The 19,866-nt window shown below is 43.9% G+C and carries 14 protein-coding genes and 1 tRNA gene; 6 read left to right on the top strand and 9 right to left on the bottom strand.

The window, feature by feature from the left end:
• Nucleotides 1-7: 7 nt before the first annotated feature.
• On the bottom strand, nucleotides 8-1,030 hold the full coding sequence (trpS, locus tag R7D93_RS07675; RefSeq protein WP_213868359.1) for a tryptophan--tRNA ligase: 1,023 nt from the start codon (nucleotides 1,028-1,030) through the stop codon (nucleotides 8-10).
• A 601-nt stretch (nucleotides 1,031-1,631) separates the two neighbouring features.
• Between trpS and R7D93_RS07670 the strand changes: the two genes are divergently transcribed.
• Nucleotides 1,632-2,588, top strand: coding sequence for an AEC family transporter (locus R7D93_RS07670; protein ID WP_005388415.1), 957 nt, complete (start codon nucleotides 1,632-1,634; stop codon nucleotides 2,586-2,588).
• Between the two features lie 44 nt (nucleotides 2,589-2,632).
• Here the strand turns inward: R7D93_RS07670 and R7D93_RS07665 are convergent, their stop codons facing one another.
• From R7D93_RS07665 to R7D93_RS07650, 4 genes are all read right to left on the bottom strand, one after another.
• Nucleotides 2,633-3,088, bottom strand: coding sequence for a MarR family winged helix-turn-helix transcriptional regulator (locus R7D93_RS07665; protein ID WP_017635039.1), 456 nt, complete (start codon nucleotides 3,086-3,088; stop codon nucleotides 2,633-2,635).
• Nucleotides 3,089-3,275: 187 nt separating this feature from the next.
• Nucleotides 3,276-6,437 carry an efflux RND transporter permease subunit gene (locus R7D93_RS07660; protein WP_225495537.1) on the bottom strand — a complete coding sequence of 1,054 codons (3,162 nt, stop codon included), beginning with the start codon at nucleotides 6,435-6,437 and terminating at the stop codon, nucleotides 3,276-3,278.
• 2 nt (nucleotides 6,438-6,439) lie between these two features.
• Complete coding sequence (locus R7D93_RS07655; RefSeq protein WP_053349487.1) at nucleotides 6,440-7,579, bottom strand: efflux RND transporter periplasmic adaptor subunit; 1,140 nt, start codon at nucleotides 7,577-7,579, stop codon at nucleotides 6,440-6,442.
• A 466-nt stretch (nucleotides 7,580-8,045) separates the two neighbouring features.
• Nucleotides 8,046-9,683, bottom strand: a complete 1,638-nt coding sequence (locus tag R7D93_RS07650; RefSeq protein ID WP_225495536.1) for a methyl-accepting chemotaxis protein — start codon at nucleotides 9,681-9,683, stop codon at nucleotides 8,046-8,048.
• Nucleotides 9,684-10,457: 774 nt separating this feature from the next.
• Between R7D93_RS07650 and R7D93_RS07645 the strand changes: the two genes are divergently transcribed.
• A complete protein-coding gene (locus tag R7D93_RS07645; protein WP_167415112.1) occupies nucleotides 10,458-11,447 on the top strand; it encodes a Solitary outer membrane autotransporter beta-barrel domain in 990 nt (329 codons plus the stop codon).
• Nucleotides 11,448-11,452: 5 nt separating this feature from the next.
• Here R7D93_RS07645 and R7D93_RS07640 read toward each other — a convergent pair whose 3' ends face one another.
• Nucleotides 11,453-11,701, bottom strand: coding sequence for a hypothetical protein (locus tag R7D93_RS07640; RefSeq protein WP_005378271.1), 249 nt, complete (start codon nucleotides 11,699-11,701; stop codon nucleotides 11,453-11,455).
• 816 nt (nucleotides 11,702-12,517) lie between these two features.
• Between R7D93_RS07640 and R7D93_RS07635 the strand changes: the two genes are divergently transcribed.
• The 3 genes from R7D93_RS07635 to R7D93_RS07625 all read left to right on the top strand — a co-directional run bounded on the left by R7D93_RS07635 (nucleotide 12,518) and on the right by R7D93_RS07625 (nucleotide 15,323).
• Nucleotides 12,518-13,849, top strand: a complete 1,332-nt coding sequence (locus R7D93_RS07635) for a cytochrome ubiquinol oxidase subunit I (RefSeq protein ID WP_225495534.1) — start codon at nucleotides 12,518-12,520, stop codon at nucleotides 13,847-13,849.
• Nucleotides 13,850-13,851: 2 nt separating this feature from the next.
• A complete protein-coding gene (locus R7D93_RS07630; RefSeq protein ID WP_132936546.1) occupies nucleotides 13,852-14,844 on the top strand; it encodes a cytochrome d ubiquinol oxidase subunit II in 993 nt (330 codons plus the stop codon).
• 350 nt (nucleotides 14,845-15,194) lie between these two features.
• Nucleotides 15,195-15,323: a hypothetical protein gene (locus R7D93_RS07625; RefSeq protein ID WP_256902832.1), complete on the top strand. Its 129-nt coding sequence runs from the start codon at nucleotides 15,195-15,197 to the stop codon at nucleotides 15,321-15,323.
• Between the two features lie 273 nt (nucleotides 15,324-15,596).
• Here R7D93_RS07625 and R7D93_RS07620 read toward each other — a convergent pair.
• The 3 genes from R7D93_RS07620 to R7D93_RS07610 all read right to left on the bottom strand — a co-directional run bounded on the left by R7D93_RS07620 (nucleotide 15,597) and on the right by R7D93_RS07610 (nucleotide 19,201).
• Nucleotides 15,597-15,684 (bottom strand) — tRNA-Ser (locus R7D93_RS07620).
• Between the two features lie 144 nt (nucleotides 15,685-15,828).
• Nucleotides 15,829-16,278 (bottom strand): L-alanine exporter AlaE, encoded by a 450-nt coding sequence (locus R7D93_RS07615; protein ID WP_005378276.1) that lies wholly within the window; start codon nucleotides 16,276-16,278, stop codon nucleotides 15,829-15,831.
• Nucleotides 16,279-16,780: 502 nt separating this feature from the next.
• Nucleotides 16,781-19,201 carry a hybrid sensor histidine kinase/response regulator gene (locus R7D93_RS07610; RefSeq protein WP_225495533.1) on the bottom strand — a complete coding sequence of 807 codons (2,421 nt, stop codon included), beginning with the start codon at nucleotides 19,199-19,201 and terminating at the stop codon, nucleotides 16,781-16,783.
• A gap of 51 nt (nucleotides 19,202-19,252) precedes the next feature.
• On the opposite strand from R7D93_RS07610, the gene R7D93_RS07605 reads away from it, so the two are divergent.
• The gene (locus R7D93_RS07605; RefSeq protein ID WP_005378278.1) at nucleotides 19,253-19,864 is read left to right on the top strand and encodes a YecA family protein; all 612 of its coding nucleotides are present in this window, start codon (nucleotides 19,253-19,255) and stop codon (nucleotides 19,862-19,864) included.
• Nucleotides 19,865-19,866: the final 2 nt, after the last annotated feature.

The following is a 19,866-nucleotide window of genomic DNA, read 5'->3' as shown; positions in this document are numbered from 1 at the left end:
TTTTAATTCAGAACAAATTTAAACCAAATACATCTTTCACATCAAATAGCACTTTTTCGGTTTTCTCGCGAGAACGCTCACTACCTTGTTTTAAAATATCAATCAGCTGCGCTTTATCATTCAAATACATAGCGCGCTTTTCTCGAATAGGGCGAAGCATCTCTTGTAAGCATTCTTCTAACACTTTCTTGGTCAAACCATCACCTAATCCACCTCGTCGATAATGGTCTTTTAGCTGTTCGACATAATTTTTATCAGGATGAAAAGCATCGAGGTAGATGAATACAATATTCCCTTCGACTTGGCCAGGGTCCTCAATTTTCAGATGATTGGGATCGGTATACATAGATTTCACTGCCAAAGAAATCTCCTTTTCGGAGGCCCCTAAGTTGATTGCGTTCCCCATGCTTTTAGACATCTTATTTTTACCGTCAGTACTCGGCAAACGAGGTGCATCGCTGAGTAATGGACGGCATTCTCTAAGAACCTCTTTTCCACCCAGATGGTTTATTTTTCTCACGATTTCATTAGTTTGCTCCAACATCGGCAGCTGGTCATCACCCACTGGTACTAGCGTCGCATGAAACCCCGTAATATCAGCAGCTTGAGAAATTGGATACGTTAAAAAGCCTGCGGGAATAGAGCGTTCAAAGCCTTTACTTTGAATCTCATTTTTAACCGTGGGGTTTCGCTCTAATCGTGCGATAGAAACAAGATTACTGTAATACATTGTCAACTCGGCTAACGCTGGAATTTGGGACTGCAACGTGATCGTAGTTTGAGCGGGGTTGATACCAACAGCCAAATAATCTGCAACGACATTGAGAATATTAGAGGATACCTTTGATGGATTATGCGCGTTATCCGTCAACCCTTGCATGTCCGCGACCAAGATCGTTTGCTCGTGCTCCGTTTGCAATTTGACTCGTTGTTGCAATGAACCAATATAGTGCCCGAGGTGTAATGGACCTGTTGCTCGATCTCCGGTAAGTATAATTTCACGCTGAGATGTATTTTTATGGGTATTCATATTTGTCTCCAAGTATTTAATAGATCGCTACTGGAGATAAAAAGATCAAACACTCTTAGCTACCATCCAGCAGCTTAAGAATGTAAGTATTCCGCGCCGCTCTATTTAGAGCGCCACCAAGAGAAGGTTGTTAATGAAGGGCGAACGTGTATTTTCATGTTTTTTAAACTAACAGCACATACCGCAGAACTCAATCTGTTTTGTACTGAATTAGAGTGAGTGTTCCAACAGCCAATTAAGAGGATTACATTGGTAAAGACATCGCAATGACCAAAACCGCACCAAATACCGAACCAGAGACAAACGCACACAGTACAGTTTTGTTGTGTTTCCTTTTCATTGATGAACTCCTATCCATAACTACGATGACCAGCCCTCACATCTAATACGCATGTGGATGCATCACGACAACGAGTTAACCAACATATCTCACGTAGGACCAGTACCGCTTTGTTAAATTGGGACCTCGTCCATAACTTGGAGTGTAAATGACTCCGGAACCTACAACAGAAGAAAATTTCATCACGTTACTGTCCTACCCTCCGGGTTTGTGGCTTAATAGGCAACAGGAACACTTTTTTCTTTTGCTGCGGATACTTACATGGAAGCTGTTTTACATCAGTTGCAATTCTCTTTGTCGATAACCGGACCTATCTGTTTGATGTTGGTACTTGGCGTTCTTTTTAAGCGCTTTGGTCTAATCAACGATAATTTTATCGAAGTAGGCTCTAAACTGGTGTTTCAAGTTACCTTGCCTGCAATGTTATTTGTCAGCATTGTGGCTTCAGAACACGACTTTTCCGCGGCAAGTGGATTCGTCAATTTCGGCGTCATCGCTAGTATTTCGTTTTTCATTTTCACCTACCTTTCCGTCAAACTTCTGTTCAAAGCATCGCCTGACCAAGGCGTTCTTATCCAAGGTGGGTTCCGAGCAAATACAGGTATTATTGGTATCGCTTACGTTGCCAATGCGTATGGTTCTCAAGGTGTGGCGCTAGCAGCGCTCTATGTCGCGGTCACCACATTTATTTATAACGTCCAAGCGGTAATTTGCTTATCGCCCAAGGGGGCAACGTCTGCCTCGCAAGCAGCAAAGATGATGGGCCGAACACTGACTAGGAATCCGCTCATAATCTCCATTGTTCTAGGAATGGCTTTTTATTTACTCGCTATTCCAGTACCGAATGTGGTTATTGACGCAGGAGACTACTTGTCCAAAATGACATTGCCTTTGGCGCTGTTGTGTACGGGTGGCTCACTTGACTTTAGCTTGATGAGAAAAGAGAAAGGTCCATCTTGGTTTGCGAGCAGTTACAAGCTCATCGTAGCGCCAGTCATCATCACCATGGGAGCTTACTTAGTAGGATTTCGAGGAATTGAGCTAGGTATTCTTTTCTTTATGAACGCCTCTCCAGTCGCTGCTGCCAGCTATGTCATGGCGCGTTCCATGGGAGGCAATGCCACGTTAGCTGCAAATATCATCGCACTCACTACGGTGCTTTCTACCGTGACCTGTACGTTGGGCATCCTATTTCTTAAGTTCTACAACTTAATATAATTGGTCCGCGATAAAATAAAGACGCTAAACGGCATTGATGTCAGTTACTGGTCGTGATTCGCAAAAGTGAGCTTTCTTACCAGACGAAAAAATTCACTCGCTTCAGATTCCGACAAACAAGAAAAAAACTCTTTCTGTAAATTCGTCATGATTTGATGAACTTGCTTTAAAGCATTTGCTCCCTCTTTTGTCATGCTTAGCATTTTAAGGCGCTGATTCGATTTACTTTTAGAAACTTGAACAAACCCTCTCTTTTCCAGATTGTCCACCATCCGCTTTGCTACACTTCGCTCAGTTCGAACCGCATCAGCCAACGCTTGCTGGCTCATAGGTTGAAATTCTTCTAAAGCGGCCAGTGCACTTGCCATTTCTAGTGTCATCAAATTTTGCCGAGAGAGCTCGGCTTGGGCACGATTGCGGTACATGCGCTGCATCACACCGCAGACAAACATAGGGCTTTGATCCAAAACGGAAATTGGAGAAATTTTCTGATCTTTCATCGTCGTTTTTCTTCTTTAGGCTTTCATTCGGTCGAAAAGGCTGTGCTGATACTGCACACAACACGCCGTCTTTCAGGCTCGCGTCATAGACGGTAACCACCAAGTGAAAACATAAAATAAAGAGCGCCGAAGCGCCCTTTTATTGTGTTTATTATCACTAGTATAACTCAGTTAACACAACCAAGTCCTACTCGCTTTGCTGAGTGGGTTTAGTGCTGGTCTCAGACAACTCTGCCTCCGACTCTTTTCTCGCACGTCGATCAAACAATCGCTCAACCACTACAAAGAAGATTGGGACGAAGAATATACCCAATATCGTGGCACTGATCATGCCACCAAGTACGCCGGTACCCACTGCGTTTTGACCTGCCGATCCCACACCTGAACTGATAGCAAGTGGTACCACACCCAAACCAAAAGCAAGCGATGTCATGATAATTGGGCGCAGACGAACGCGAACAGCATGTAAGGTTGCTTCGATAAGCCCAGCGCCTTTCTCATAGTAGTCCTTTGCAAACTCAACAATCAGAATGGCGTTTTTGGTTGCCAAGCCGACCGTCGTTAATAAGCTCACCTGGAAGAACACATCGTTATCCATACTGCGCGTCATTACCGCAAGCACAGCACCAAGCACACCAAGAGGAACAACTAACACCACGGCGAAAGGTACTGACCAACTTTCATACAAAGCGGCAAGAACTAAGAATACGACGAGGATAGATAGCGCATATAGCATCGGCGCTTGGTTTCCGGAAAGGCGCTCTTCATACGAAATACCATTCCAGTTCACCGTGAAGCCTTCCGGTAGCTTTTCTACCATTGCTTCAATTTCTTCCATGGCTTCACCAGTACTTACACCAGGAGCTGCATCGCCTTGAATATTCATTGCTGGCAAACCATCAAAGCGCTGCAAAAGAGGAGAACCATAGGTCCACTCGCCACTCGCAAAAGCAGAGAAAGGCACCATCTCTCCTTTAGCGTTGCGTACGTACCATGAATCGAAGTCTTTTGGCTGCATGCGGTATTCCGCATCACTTTGTACCATCACTTTCTTCACACGACCGCGGTCAATATAATCGTTAATGTAAGCCCCGCCCCATGCAGCTGACAGGATTTGGTTTACGTCATTGATACTGACATCCAAAGCACGAAGTTTGACGTGGTCAATGTTCACTTTGTACATTGGCGCATCTGCCTGACCGTTTGGACGAACACCAACAAGTTTCGGGTTTTGTGCTGCCATGCCCAGAAGTTGCCCTTGAGCCGCAACTAATGCATCGTGCCCTTTATTCAACGAGTCTTGGAGATAGAAATCGAAACCTGTCGAGTTACCTAGCTCTTGAATCGCTGGAGGGGCGAACGCAAACACCAAAGCTTCTTTAATAGTAGAGAAGTACCCCATCGCTCGGCCCGTAATGGAAGCGGCATCGGCGCCTGGCGCTTCACGCTCAGACCAATCTTTCAGGCCGATAAATGCCATACCCATATTTTGGCCTTGGCCTGCGAAACTAAATCCAGCAACGGAGAAGACAGATTTTACATTGTCTTTTTCGTCTACTAGATAAAAGTCACGCATTTTCTCAAGTGTTTTTTCCGTCTGCTCTTGTGTTGAGTTAGGCGGCAAAATAGCCATTGAGAATACTGTGCCTTGGTCTTCATCTGGCAAAAATGACGTTGGAAGGTTCATAAATAACCAGCCAGCACCTGCACTCATTGCCAAAAATACAACCAACATGCGACCTGTGCGTTTTAAAAGTTTAGCAACACCGGTTTCATAGCCAGCTGTCATCGCATCAAACTTGCGGTTAAACCAGCCAAAGAAGCCTTTCTTTTCTAGAAGCTCAGCATCGCCTTTTTTCAGTAATGTTGCACATAATGCTGGAGTCAGAATTATCGCAACCAAAACGGAAAGCGTCATAGCCGCCACAATAGTTATTGAAAACTGACGGTAAATAACCCCGGTAGAACCAGACATAAACGCCATAGGGACGAATACCGCTGAAAGCGTCAACCCCACACCAATCAGGGCACCAGTGATCTGCCCCATCGATTTTTTGGTCGCTTCTTTGGGCTCCAACCCATCTTCATGCATCACACGCTCGACGTTTTCCACCACAACGATGGCATCATCCACCAGCAAACCGATAGCCAGAACCATCGCGAACATGGTTAACGTGTTTACGCTAAATCCAGTCGCGTACAAAATAGCGAAGGTTCCGAGCAATACGACAGGCACTGCGATCGTTGGAATGATCGTCGCACGGAAGTTCTGCAAGAACAGGTACATGATTAAGAACACAAGAAGAATAGCTTCTAATAGCGTTTTAACCACTTCTTGAATCGAGGCTTTGACGAATGGCGTTGTTTCAAATGGGTACGCAATCTGCAACCCTTCTGGGAACGTTGCACTCAGTTGTTCTAAGCGCTCTTTTACCGCATTGGCTGTCTCAAGCGCGTTTGCGCCAGTACCTAATGAAATACCTAACCCCGACGCTGGGAAGCCATTATATTGGCCTCGAATATCATAACTTTCTGCACCACGCTCAACGCGAGCTACATCTTTCAAATAAACATTCGAACCACTGGCGTCGGACTTAAGAATGATGTCTTGGAACTCTTCTACACTGCTCAAACGACTTGCAGAAGAAATCGTAGCATTCAACAACTGACCTTCCTGCGCAGGTGCCGCACCAAGTTGACCTGAAGAAACTTGCGCGTTCTGTTCACTGATCGCGTTCGCTACATCGATTGCGGTCAAGTTGAACTGCGTAAGCTTAAATGGATCCAGCCAAACTCGCATCGCATACTGCGCACCAAACGCCTGCACTTGTCCTACGCCAGTTACACGACTTATCGGGTCTTGAATATTCGTTACAACAAAGTCGCCGATATCGTTTTCTGTAAAGCCAGGATCTTCAGAATAAACTGCGACAACCATGAGAAATGCCGTATTGGATTTATTGACGACAATACCTTGGTTTTGTACCTCCATCGGCAATGAAGTCAATGCCAATTGCAGTTTGTTCTGCACCTGTACTTGCGCGATATCAGGATCAGCTTCGCTATCAAACGTCAGGGTAATTGTCGCATTACCAAATGCATCACTGCTCGATGATAGGTAGCGAAGGTAATCTAATCCCGTCATGTTTTGCTCGATAACTTGCGTTACCGAGTCTTCAACGGTTTTTGCTGATGCACCTGGATAGCGAGCACTGATGGTGATCGTCGTCGGTGAAATCGTTGGGTATTGCGAGACGGGTAAATTGAATAATGACATTACCCCCGCCAACATCGTTAGAATCGCGAGAACCCAAGCAAATACCGGACGATCGATAAAAAATCGTGCCATGATTACTCCTGTTCACCGTTTTGGATAGTTACCGAACTGCCTGGCCCTACCTTTTGTAAACCGGCGGTAATGACTTTATCACCCGCGTTCAAACCATCAATAATGCGCCATTGGCTATTGATCGCTTCAGCAGTCTTCACTGGTTTCGCTTCCACTTTGTTCTCGCCATTAACCGTCATCACTGTCGCTTTACCTGTCGCATCACGAGATACCGTATTTTGTGGTATTAGAATCGCATCAGGGTCGACACCAGTAATGACCGTCGCACGAACAAACATTCCAGGTAGCAACAAACCGTCAGGGTTTGGGAATTCGGCACGAAGCGTCACGCTGCCCGTACTTTCGTTCACATTGACCTCAGTAAATTTCATTGTGCCTTTGTGTTCGTAAGTGCTGCCATCTTCAAGCATCAATGTAACTTGCGCAGAGTCATCTTCTTGCATATGGCCTTGGGAGAGTGATGCTTTCAAACGCAGCAGTTGCGCGGATGATTGCACAATATCAACATTGATAGGGTCAAGCTGCTGAATGGTCGCTAATTTGGCAGCTTGGTTAGCCGTAACCAACGCACCCGCTGTCACACTCGATTTACCGATCACCCCGCTAATCGGAGCTTTGACTTGCGTATAATCTAAGTTGATTTTTGCTGTGTTGATCTTGGCTTTTGCGACTAGGACCTGCGCTTTCGCTTCTTTGTATGCCGCTTCTGCTTCATCCAAGTCTTGTTGGCTGATGGATTTTTTGGTGATCAAGGTTCTGTAACGCTTCACCGTGGCATAGGTCGACTCTGCCGCAGCTTGCGCACGGATTAATTCCGCTTCAGCGCTCAGCAAATCCGCCTGAAATGACGAATCATCAATTTGATATAGCGACTGTCCTTGTTCAACAAATCCACCTTCAACAAAATTTCGTTCCGAAATAATGCCAGTAACTTGCGGACGAACTTCTGCTTCTTTGAATGCTCGGCTACGACCCGGCAACTCTACTGTCAATGCTTGGCGCGTTGGCTGCACTGTTAACACTTCTACTTCGGTTGCGGGCGCAGGACCACCACCTTGGCTCGATCCTTCTTCGCTAGGTTGACATCCAACCACAAAAAGGCTCGACGCAATCAGCAGAGATAGCGTGGTTTTACGTCTCATGAATTTTTCTCTCTTATCTACCGACAAGCCTTCAAGATTCCTTATTAAAAGCTTCTAGAATGACTTAATAATGACTAACGGATGTATATCCAGAACAAATTAATTAGGATGATAAATACCCAGTGTTGTACATACAACAAAATTTACAGTTCTATACGCTTACGAAAAACGTTTATGGTAAAGGTGTTATGAAGTTCTCAAATTTGAAGATTTTGGGTTGGAAATCACATTTTCCTGTGTGCAATTGCAATGGTTAAAAAGCAGCAAAAGTGATGATAAAAACATCATCACGCTGTACAGAGTTTGTTACCGCTGTCTAGGGTTATTTGCCCACTCTGGTATACGAACTAAAGTGAGAAAGGAATGTAAATATAGTCGAAATTTCACAAGTCAGGTTCGCCACTTATCTAAAAAATAACCCGCTAAGAAGCGGGTTATTTCGTCAGTGAGATTGCTGTTCTCAAGCTTATACTTTGAACTGACTGACCTGATGATCTAAACGTTGAGTTTGCTCTGACAACATGGCTAAAGAAGCTTGCGCTTGGTTTACGATTTCCACAATTGAAGTGCTACTGTCTGCAATGCCTTGTACGTTGCTATTTACTTCGTCACTTACTGTACTTTGCTGGCTCGCAGCCGTTGCAATGTGTGTATTCATCTCGTTCATACGTGAAATCGCGTTCAAGATTTCAGAAAGGGATTCACTCGCTCGGCCAGCGGACTTGATCGTTTCATCACTGCTATTTTGGCTACCGCGCATCACTTCTACAGCTTGTCCTGCACCAGATTGTAGCTTTTCAATCATGGTTTGGATTTCTCCCGTACTCTGTTGCGTACGACTGGCTAAAGAACGAACCTCGTCCGCTACCACAGCAAAGCCTCGCCCTTGCTCTCCAGCGCGAGCCGCTTCAATGGCTGCGTTAAGCGCTAATAAGTTTGTTTGCTCGGCAATACCACGAATTACATCCAGTACGGACGCAATGTTACTCACATCATGATCCAATGTGTTAATGACGTGGCTTGCGCTTTCGATTTCACTTGCGAGGCTACGAATTGAGCTAACCGTTTGATCCAAAATAACATTGGTATTGGTAAGTTCATCATTCGCTGTTTGGCTCGCAACCGCAGCTTCGTTAGCGCTATCGCTTACATTTCTGCTGGTGACTTGCATTTCATGCACTGCCGCCGCTACCGCCTCGCTATCTTTTTGCTGAGAAACGGTCGAGTTCGCGATGGTCGTGGTCAACGAGCTAAGATTTGCCATTTCGTTACGTAAGGTATTTGAGCTTTCAATTACCTGAGCGACTGTCATTTGAATTTTGGACACAAACTGGTTAAATGCGTCTGCTAAATTGCCAATTTCGTCTTGTGTTTTTACATCGATTCGCTGACTTAGATCACCTTCACCGGACGCAATTTCTGTCATCGCATTTTTAATATCATTGATAGGCTTCACAACCGTTTGTAACAACAAAAAAGCCATCGCGATAGCGGCAAAAATAACAATCACAATGCCAGCCTCAAGAATGAGTTCTGCTCTTGTTGCAGCCGCTGATATTTCGTCCTTCAATTGGCTTTGCTTTTCTTCTATTGCATCTTTTACAACGTTAAGCTGCGCTCTAACCTCGATAAATTGGTCTTCAAAGGTATGTTTGTGCTCATTGTAGTAACCACGCCATTGAGATTGAGGTAAACGTAGCATCGCCTCATAACTTGCTAACCACTTTTCACCCAAAGAGACAAGCGTTCGAACTTCATTACCATGTGTAGAAGGCATCACACCGGCTTGTGATAGCTCAATCATTCGTTCCATACGTGGCAGTGCTTTGTAGGCGTTGTCTTTGTATTCACCGATGTGATGATCAATATCGTTTTGAGTATCAGAAAGTGCAACACCTTGGATTGCAGATGTTGCTTGGTAAAGATCGCGATAAGCATCCTCAATCGTTAACAAGTTCGGCACGATCTGTTCGTTGAGTGTCTCACTCAATTCAGATTGCTTCCAACTTGTCATAACGTTTAATACAGAGCTCACAATAAACAATCCAATAATCAATGACAGCGGAATCACTATCTTCTGCTTGATCGTTAAGTTCTGGAACATGAATAGACTCTCTTTATTTATGGTATACAAACTGCCGGAAATTATATCAAACAAATAGAGTATACCATTAGGTAAAAGAGGCTATTCAACATGAAATCTAATGACTTTTTGACAAGGGTTCTAATTTCAACAATTAGTTGATTTTATACAAAATTTAACAAATAGATCTTTTCAAAAGATGCAAATTAAAATGCTCTTTCAAAACGAAAAATATGTAACAGAAAGTGAATTTAAAGGGACCACATTTTGAAGAATAGATCGACTCAATGATTTACTGAGGACACATACAAAACACAGTTCTTGGATTGAGCACCACCGCGGAATATGCAAAGGTCCGAACATTTCTTCTAAAGCTCAAAAAAACCATTGTTTATCTGACGTATTTAAGGGTACTCCTTGATGATGTTAGTCGTGATGTTGGCAGACAGGATGCTTACAAGTTTTCGAAGTTAACCAGTAGCACAGTGAACGATTCAGATTTTCTTGAGCGCCAAGGCAATAAAAAAGTTTGCTATTTTCCTCTCAAGAGACACATTAAAGAAAATAATGCAACCTAGTCACAAAGTCTTGCTACATCTTCAGAAAAGAATGATGTTGCTAAACAAATCTGGTGCAGCATACACATTGAAGCTAAACTCGTTTAAGGAACTTTTTCATATCAATATGAGAAAACATAGATTTCTCAAAGTTACACCGACCATTCAACGATTAAACTAATGTTAGCGTACCGGTACGTCCGAAAACTCCATGCATGAACCATTTGAAAGAGCCAAAATGTTCCAACCCAACTTCGCCTCAGTGGAGTGGCGAGTCGTTTCGCTCGCTCTCCTACTCTCTCTTCCTCACACTGCTCAAGCGGATCCACTAGATAAGGAAATTAGCAACCTTCTCCAACAACGTTTTTCTATCGCGGTGTTGCTGTCCGACACTGACGCAATTGCGTTTGGTATTGGCGACTTTGATCCGAATGCATTATTTGATACCGCCAACCCAGAGTTCGGGACTGACGAGTCAATCAATGAACGTCGAAGCAAATCCGTATATGTTCTCCCTTACACGACTAACTTTGACATAGAGGGCAGCGAGGACTTACATGAGCTGTCGTTTAAGGCATTTACGATACAAACAGAGAATGATCTCAAACTATTCGGCACAAGTAAGGATCTTCTCAAGGAAAGGACATACGGTGCATCGATTGGTTATGGGTATCTATACAAAGCAAGTGAAAACGTCACCCTTAGCACCAGAACGACGACTCACCTTATGCGTTATAAAAACTCATTCTCTACCGATAATAAACTTTCATCCATCATTGGAAGAATCCTAGACGGCCGTGCCGTTAACGTTTCAGCATGGGCGGCAATAGTTCAACCATCCATTAAAGCCAAATACACGTCTCCCACAAGTTGGGGGAAATGGCATGCCAGTTCGACATTGAATTCATTCATTGGGCACAGCTGGGGAAGCGCAAATAACGGCAATATAGGCAACCCTAAAGGTTGGTACCTATCTAATGAAATCACCGGTTACTACAATATTTATCACGGTGAGCAAGCTTTATTTACTGGGATTAAAAGAGTCGACCTTTCGCATGATTTAAGCGACGAACTTGGAAGTCCGCATTACTACGAAGCTTCTATAGGATGGCTATTTTATGCACCAAAGCCCTTTGATTGGTTGGACAATTTCGGCATAGGCGTTAACTTCAACTACGGCTCGACTCTCAGAGGTGGCAGCATTCAACTTTACTACAACAAACAATAAAGCCGTCAGTACAGGAACCAGTTGGTAGCATATATAACAAGAAGAACTAGAAGACACAAAAGGAATGGCAGAGTTAGCGTCTTCGCAAACTTTTTCATGAGACTTGGGTTATCAAACACCACACCTTCCGCTTCTCTTACCCTTCGCTCTTCGTCAAAATGCCATTTAATGGCTAAGTAGGCTCCTATCCCTAATACAATAAGCTTAAAAGCTCCAGCAAAGTAAGGAAAGAAATTAGCCCAACTGTCGTTCATTATCCATCTCCATCAAATTCAATATCAGATTTGCGGTGGCAGAATCCAAGATTCATGTAGAATGCCCCCCTCAAAGTCAGACTCTCTGGCTAGCGTCAGTCTACTGCTCGAGATAGCTGTCCACAACTCTCTTTACCATATCGGCATTTATTAATTATTTAATAAATAACAAGAAAGACACTAGCACACTTGCTGAAAAGTAAGTGTCAGTTTGGATTGAAACTCATCAGGAATCGAAAATGGTCCGCAGTCGACTTGTTGATTTAGTGAAAGCCGAATTACCTAGTGCTAAATCGTTCGCTAGTATAAAAATGTAGCCTATCGCACTTCTGGTCGAGTGCTAACGAACTTATGATGCATATGTCATTAACGGCGCAATTTTGAGTTTATCAATTAGCTAAAGTTTCCCACCTTAACTGTCAGTAAGCTTGCTGTGTTTGAGATGATCTCGACATGACTAGTGTATAAATAGTATGGAGGTTCAAAGAGAAGGCAAGGCAAATTTCCTTACTAAAAATATTGTTTCTGTAATTTTATTTCAGTATTATCGAAACCATCATAAGGATAATTCGAACTAATCTTAATCCATGCTCCTTCAGTTACATTTGCTTTCTTTTACTCACTTCTCGCGACTATTAGTGGCATTTTGAGACAATTTCCTACACTCCTTTCTTTGTCTTAGTTGATATAAATCATGGTTAGAAGAAAACAGAATCACCTGTATTTCTCGATACATGAATCCAAACTGCCCGACTTTTCGTAACTAAATTACAGATAGACACGATTTTTAGTATGGCACGTTTTTGAGGAACCAAGATGTTAGATACCCTCATGCTGTCGCGGATCCAATTCGCGGCCAATATCAGCTTTCACATTCTCTTCCCGACCATCACCATTGCGTTGGCATGGATGTTGGTGTTTTTCAAATGGCGATATAACCGCACACAAGCCCCCGTATGGCTCGATGTTTATTACTTCTGGGTCAAGATATTCGCTCTCACTTTCGCCTTGGGTGTGGTATCCGGCATTACGATGAGTTTCCAGTTTGGTACCAACTGGCCAGGCTTTATGGAACGAGTCGGAAACGTAGCTGGACCATTGCTCGGATACGAAGTGATGACCGCCTTCTTTATGGAAGCCACCTTCCTGGGTGTAATGCTTTTTGGACGAGGACGAGTACCGGAATGGGTTCATACTCTCGCCACCGTTCTGGTTGCTGTTGGGACAAGTATGTCCGCATTTTGGATTCTGGTGCTTAACAGCTGGATGCACACACCAAGTGGCTATGAAGTGATTGACGGTATTGTGCATGTAACCAGTTGGAAGGAAGTTATTTTCAATCCTTCTTTACCGTACCGTCTTCTACACACGCTATTAGCATCGGCGCTGACTGCCAGCTTCTTGATTGCAGGTATCTCGGCTTATCAAATAATGAAAAAGTCAGATCACCGCTCAGCCAAACTTGGCCTAAAAGTCGCGCTGTTCGTGGCGGCTGGGTTCATCCCGGTACAAATCTTTGTCGGTGACCTTCACGGGTTAAACACGCTTGAACATCAACCTGCAAAAATCGCAGCGATGGAAGGCGTGTGGGAGACCGAGCAAGGCGCGCCTCTTCTTCTGTTTGCGATGCCAAATGAAGAAACTCGCAGCAATGATTTTGAAGTGGGCATCCCGAAGTTAGCGAGTTTGATTCTGACGCATGACTTAGACGGGGAAATCCAAGGACTTAACGAGTTTGCACCTGATCACCCGCCAGTGAAGCCCTTGTTCTTTGGTTTCCGCGTGATGGTCGGTGTGGGTGTTCTTATGCTGCTGGTTAGCTGGTATGGCGCGGTGAAACTAGCACGCAAAAAAACGCTACCTAAACCTTACCTGTACACGGTATTAGCCATGACGTTCTCTGGTTGGATTGCCACACTTGCGGGTTGGTATGTTACTGAGATTGGTCGACAGCCTTGGCTAGTCAGCGGTGTATTGCGTACATCAGAAGCAGTCACCACGGTAGCGAGCAGCAGTGTGATGACTTCGCTCATTATGTACTTAGCCATTTACGCTGCATTACTGGTTGCGTACATCCATACCCTGTTCTATTTGGCGCGCAAAGACGTTGCTGCCCATGAAGTCCCACTGACACAACAAGAGGCCTAATCATGCTCGACTATCTACCAGAAATTTATCTTCTGCTGCTTGGCTTCTCGGTCTTTATGTATGCCGTGCTCGACGGCTACGACCTTGGCGTCGGTATCCTGTTGCCAAGTGATAATGAAGCGCAACGTGACCGAATGATAGCATCTATCGGCCCTTTCTGGGACGCGAATGAAACGTGGTTGGTGTTAGCCGTCGGTATTCTGCTGATTGCCTTTCCTACCGCTCATAGCTTGATTTTGACGGAGCTTTATATGCCGACCGCCATCATGCTTATCGCACTGATCATGCGTGGCGTGGCATTCGACTTCCGAGCCAAAGCCAACTCGGATCATAAGCCTCATTGGGATTGGTGCTTCCGAATTGGCTCGCTAATCACCGCACTAACTCAGGGTTACATGGTGGGTCGTTACATCATGGGGTTTGAGCAATCAACCGAAGCATTTGGCTTTGCATGGTTAAGCGCACTTTGTGTAACAGCGGCGTACGTTTACATCGGTGGCGCATGGTTGGTACTGAAAACGGAAGGTGATTTGCAAATACGCTCGGCGCGTTGGTCTCGCCGTGCTGGTTGGTTAGCGGCTCTGGGTATCTTGGTAGTGAGTGTTGTAAACCCAATTGTAAATCAACAAGTTGCCTTGCGTTGGTTCAGCTTCCCAGAAATCTTGTTGCTTGCCCCAGTTCCGTTAATTGTATTGGCAACCATCTTCCTAGTTGATCGCTATTTGCGTCAGGTTCCAATGGTGAATGATCTGGGTGTGCGCTGGCCTTTCTTTGGTGTCACCGTCATTTTCGCGTTGAGCTTTCTAGGTCTTGCGTACAGCTTCTTCCCAGAAGTTGTGCCGGGGTTGATGACCGCACAACAAGCGGCCTCCTCACCTGCGACATTAATAATCGTGGGCTACGGTGTAATGATTGTTATGCCGGTGATATTGCTTTACACCTTTGTGGTATACCGGATCTTCAAAGGCAAAGCGACAGAACTTAGCTACAAGTAGGAAGGGAATTCCTCAACGAAGCGCCGCTGCTCATGCGGCGTTTTTTTTGCAGTACTCACGACAAAAGTATCTACCCAAAGCGACTGAGTGGGAACGCTGAGAGAATGTAGCGGCAGCCAGTAGTTTATTCCTAACTAGAACGAGATAACCGTTTCTCAACTATAGCGATACAGGCACAAAAACAGAAAGAACATTTGATGTTACAAAAGGTAGACCGCCACTTTAAAACGCTTTGAGTATTTTTTTTGCGCTCAATGAGGTGCAAGTATACTTATGCTTTTTATGACTTGTGAACACTCAATTGCATGTTATGTTGCTGTTGAAATAGTACATGAAATAAGGACAAGAACATGAAGATAAGATGCAAAACGACGCAAAGCATTGAAAAATTTAACCCAGATGACCTCAATCCAAACACAGATCTCTTTGTTATGATTGCTGTTGTATTCGTGTTCATGGCTGTTTTGCTTAGCATCTAGTAGCAATACGTTCATTCTTGTGGCCGTATTCATACCTCATGTGATATGGGTGCTAAATTCTAGATTAAAGCGGATGGGCTAACCCGCACCAATCAGATTATGGCTGCCTCTGTATAGCTTCTTCAATTTTGGCGTTGTATCGAGGTGAGATATGAACAGTTGGCTTGTAGATAGAGTTGCGTTTGCACTCTGAGTACTCTTATGTACTTTCAATGACGCATTACTTTAGTGCAGATATGAAAAAAGGCCTGATAAATCAGACCTTTTAGAATGTGGCGGTGAGTGAGAGATTCGAACTCTCGATACGTTGCCGTATACACACTTTCCAGGCGTGCTCCTTCAGCCACTCGGACAACTCACCGAATCAAATTTTGGTTAGCATCATTGGCTAACGAGGCGCTAATTTAATGATTATGTGCCTGATGGTCAAGGCTAAACATAAAAAAAAGCGCCCTTTTCGAATCGATTGCTCACTAAGTAACTAAATTGAGCAAAACCGGGGCATTTACATGCTTTGAGAATAACCGGGAACACGGAACCAACGGCGGCACATGTCCAAGAAGTACCCATACAACACACCCATGCCACAAGAAATAACAGCGTTACTTGCCACTGCGGTCACAATTTGATCTGTAGACGCGCCAACTGCGAATAAAATACCCGCATAAACTGGAGATTGAAATAGTACATAAGCGACCAGATCAGAGATGTTCTTCATAAAGGAAGACGGCGACACCTTACTACCTTGATGCAGCACCCAATCACGAAAAACCCCATACGGCCAAGCAATGGCGATATTCACTGGAATCGATAGCGTACGCGATGCTAGAGATTGCTCAAATGTCATCCCTGAAATCAAAATCTCGACAATCATCCCTGTGATAAAGCAAAAAACAACCATAGCAAAGGTATCCGCTGCGGCGTGACGAATACAAAATGGTCCACGAGACTTCATTTACAAAACCCTTAAAATCAAACACTGCAATTAATAAAAATAATAAAACTATTAACCACTAAAAAGACACCAAGCCAGTTAATGATGCAATTAGAGCACACAAAAACTAGCTTATGGTTCTGTATTTAAAATTAAGTTGTAAATTTATAACCAACTTTTAAAGTAAAAGTAGTTTTTTTCACCAATGGCGAGTAAAAACGCCTAAAATCACGTAAAAATGGTACAAAAACACGGATTTCACTTACATAAAAAGGGGTTACGATAATTATTTCGACGTAAAGTTAGAACAAAACTCGGACCGAAAACAGTCACTCCTATAGCTTATGCTACCAAGCTGCGAAAATTCAGAGTATTACCGATATAATCACAGTAGAAGGTCTTGCAGTTTTACTCGTAAAAGTAAAACTGCAAGCGTGTTCATTGCGGGTTAGAAGAGTTTGTCACGAAGCTGGATGACGTATGAATAGTAAGAACAATTCACAGTTGCGCCATATTGATTAAATTATGGTGAGGCCAGCAAAATCGTTAATGTATCGATATCATCTTGGTCTGGGGATTGCTGACGCTTTAAGTTACTTCTTATCCGTTCGGCGACTGAAGAAACGTCGCCACTGAGTTCAAGGGGAGCCTCCGCAATGATCGCTGAAATAGCCTCAAGTGCTTCATTAAGATGTCCATTATCTAGAGCGACATAGAAGTTGAGTAACCACTTTTCAGCATTAAAGCTATCTGCTGCATTTCCATCAAAGTCCGATTGGTACTGATATAACTGTGTCGCATGAAGATACAGTGCATCATTTAATTCAGACTCCACTATTGGTTTCGCTATTATGTGATCTGCTCCTACATTAATCATACGCTCTTGTGTTTCTTTGAACACATCCGCTGTACAGCCAAAAATCAGTACCGACTTAGCAGGTGAACTCATTGCTCGAATGGCTGATATGGCCCCAACGCCATCTAGAACAGGCATATGATTATCCATCAGTATCAAATCAAATGGTTTGATCGCAACCTCATCGACTGCAAGCTGACCATTTTCGACACTTGTGCACTCAAAGCCCTTGGCTCGGAGGAAAGTTTCCATAATGATCGCATTTGTTCGGTTGTCTTCAACAATGAGTGCTTTCAACCCTTTACAGTTCAATTTATGTGTATTGATTGACTCTACTTTACCTGGCTTGCAAGGTGTAAGGGCAATTTCGACAGTAAAAGTCGTTCCAGCGTCCTTCTGACTCTCTACAACCACTTGCCCACCCATATGTTCCGCGATTTCTTTGACTATTGCTAAACCAAGCCCTGTACCACCAAACCGTCTAGTCGTTGATGACTCCGCTTGCTCAAAAGGACGAAAAATGCGTTTTTGTGCCTCTTTTGAAATACCAATTCCTGTATCTTTTACCTTTAGTATCAGCTTGGTGCCTGCCTTACTCGATTTCTCGGCTAGCTCTACCTCTACGATGCCACGATCGGTGAACTTAACAGCGTTATTGAGTAGATTGAACAGTACTTGACGCAAACGGGCTTTGTCATTGTTGTACCAACGACCCGTTGGTAAATGCGAGACGACTCTAAAGCGAAGACCTTTTTCTGCACATAGAGTTTGATAAACACTCTTGATACTGCCGATAATCGACTCAATTGGGAAAGGCTTATTTTCAAACTCAACATGCCCTTGTTCAATTTTTGAGTAATCTAAAATCTCATTGAGTAATGTCATCATGTGATCACCTGAATCATAAAGTGTTCTCAGGTGCTTACGCTGCTCATCGGTAAGTGGTGTTTTTAACAGTATCTGGGCAGTTCCTAGTACACCGTTCATTGGTGTGCGAATCTCGTGGGACAATGTGGCTAAGAATGCCGTTTTAGCGTTTGTCGAAGCCTGAGCTTTTATTCTCTCCTGCTCTAAATAGATCGTCTTTTCATTGAACTTCTCGATAAGCTGTCCGATTTCGTCATCGCTATCGTAGTCAATATCTATGATCCCACCAGTTTTCGAGTCATCAATCTTAGCGGCAATGCGAACAATTGGTTCAACAATATAGCGATTCAGTAAGTAGTAACCGACCAAGACACACAAGAGCAAAAATGGAATGATCCTCCCCTCAACGCTCATCACTTGTTCAAACACTTGATCGGCGACTTTAGCTTTTGCATTGACAACTTCCATGCGCCAGTCGAACTCTCCGAAATCAAGCTCGCTGACATAAATTTCGTCCGTCAGTTGAAAGTTGTGTTCAATAATCACGTTTGAGTCAGCATCGCGAACCACTACCCCCAAAGAATGCTGGTTCGTGTGCTCTCGAATAAACTGAAAAAGTGCATCAAGTGATAGGTCTACCGTTACAACTCCAGCGAATCGACCGTTTTGGTAGTACGGAGAAGACGCGGTAATCATCTGGACCTGAGTAAAGGTATCGATGTAAACCGTAGACCAACTAACAGAACCTACCGGAGCATCGGCGGCAGCGACATACCAGGGTTCATTATCATAACCGCCAGATTCGGGGTTATTGTAGGAGTGAATTTGGTCAATACCACTATCACTGTTTTTATTGAAGAATAGACTTTTATATCTCCATTGTTCTGCTTTGAGTTCGGGTTTAGGCCATACGCCACCACTAACAAGCATCTTGTCACTCAATTGAAGAATATGTGGAATTATTGTGTTGAGAGATTGAATATTTTCAGTCCCTTGGGCTAGCCCTACTAAGCTGCTCAATACACCTGTAGAACTGAGGAGGGGCTCTTTTATCTCAAGAGCCAGGAGTTGGGTACGTAACTCTAGGTTTTGCTCTAGCTTTTGTCTAACCGGTGGCTCAACAACCAAATAGGCGACAGAACCGATAGTGGCGATAAAGAAGCACAGGTAAAGTGTTAGGGCGAGAATGCTTTTTTTTCTAAGTGATGAGCGAATTTCCATAGATGTGTGAATCATTCCCTAATATCGATTTATCACTAATTGATTGGTAAGATGAGCGCAATCAACCAGCCCATTAACAAATGGTATTCTATTTTGAAACTACAAGACATCCTTTCTCTCCCAGAACTTGACGGTAAACTACTAAACCTAGCAAAAACTCAAGGCTTTGTAACAGCGATGGCTGCAGCGCCAAACGTATTAATGCCTCAAGAGTGGTTGCCATTCTTATGGGGTGGAGAAGAAACAGCGCCATTTACTGACGGTGAACAACTAGAGCAGTACATTGACGAGATTGTACAAATGTGGAACCAAACTCGTCCCGCTCTCCTAGAAGGCACTTGGCAGTGGCCTGCAGGGTGCGCGCTAGATGAGCAAGACATTGTAACAAGTCAGGCTCGCGATTTCTGTGAAGGTGTATTACAAGGCTGGCAACTTGCGCGTGATGACTGGGAAACGTTGATGCCTGAGGATAGCGAAGATAATGCCCTACTCGGTGGTGTTTTACTTTCTCTTACTATGCTTTACGACCCAGAAACAACCATTGAAACATTGGCCGAACAAGGTATGGAAGGCTTAGAGCAGTTTGAAGAGATCTTCAATGCAATGCCAGTGATGTTATGTGGTCTTACCCAGCGCGGTGTTGCATTAGCTGAAGAACAATAGAC

The sequence above is a fragment of the Vibrio sp. YT-15 genome (genome assembly GCF_033337445.1).
Classification (GTDB): domain Bacteria; phylum Pseudomonadota; class Gammaproteobacteria; order Enterobacterales; family Vibrionaceae; genus Vibrio; species Vibrio alginolyticus.
This window is presented reverse-complemented; position numbering and strand designations above follow the sequence as displayed.

Bases quoted from the DNA above. Each gene is read 5' to 3' on its own strand.
- trpS (WP_213868359.1), bottom strand. From the start codon at position 1,030: ATGAATACCCATAAAAATACATCTCAGCGTGAAATTATACTTACCGGA.
- R7D93_RS07670 (WP_005388415.1), top strand. From the start codon at position 1,632: ATGGAAGCTGTTTTACATCAGTTGCAATTCTCTTTGTCGATAACCGGA.
- R7D93_RS07665 (WP_017635039.1), bottom strand. From the start codon at position 3,088: ATGAAAGATCAGAAAATTTCTCCAATTTCCGTTTTGGATCAAAGCCCT.
- R7D93_RS07660 (WP_225495537.1), bottom strand. From the start codon at position 6,437: ATGGCACGATTTTTTATCGATCGTCCGGTATTTGCTTGGGTTCTCGCG.
- R7D93_RS07655 (WP_053349487.1), bottom strand. From the start codon at position 7,579: ATGAGACGTAAAACCACGCTATCTCTGCTGATTGCGTCGAGCCTTTTT.
- R7D93_RS07650 (WP_225495536.1), bottom strand. From the start codon at position 9,683: ATGTTCCAGAACTTAACGATCAAGCAGAAGATAGTGATTCCGCTGTCA.
- R7D93_RS07645 (WP_167415112.1), top strand. From the start codon at position 10,458: ATGTTCCAACCCAACTTCGCCTCAGTGGAGTGGCGAGTCGTTTCGCTC.
- R7D93_RS07640 (WP_005378271.1), bottom strand. From the start codon at position 11,701: ATGAACGACAGTTGGGCTAATTTCTTTCCTTACTTTGCTGGAGCTTTT.
- R7D93_RS07635 (WP_225495534.1), top strand. From the start codon at position 12,518: ATGTTAGATACCCTCATGCTGTCGCGGATCCAATTCGCGGCCAATATC.
- R7D93_RS07630 (WP_132936546.1), top strand. From the start codon at position 13,852: ATGCTCGACTATCTACCAGAAATTTATCTTCTGCTGCTTGGCTTCTCG.
- R7D93_RS07625 (WP_256902832.1), top strand. From the start codon at position 15,195: ATGAAGATAAGATGCAAAACGACGCAAAGCATTGAAAAATTTAACCCA.
- R7D93_RS07615 (WP_005378276.1), bottom strand. From the start codon at position 16,278: ATGAAGTCTCGTGGACCATTTTGTATTCGTCACGCCGCAGCGGATACC.
- R7D93_RS07610 (WP_225495533.1), bottom strand. From the start codon at position 19,201: ATGGAAATTCGCTCATCACTTAGAAAAAAAAGCATTCTCGCCCTAACA.
- R7D93_RS07605 (WP_005378278.1), top strand. From the start codon at position 19,253: ATGAGCGCAATCAACCAGCCCATTAACAAATGGTATTCTATTTTGAAA.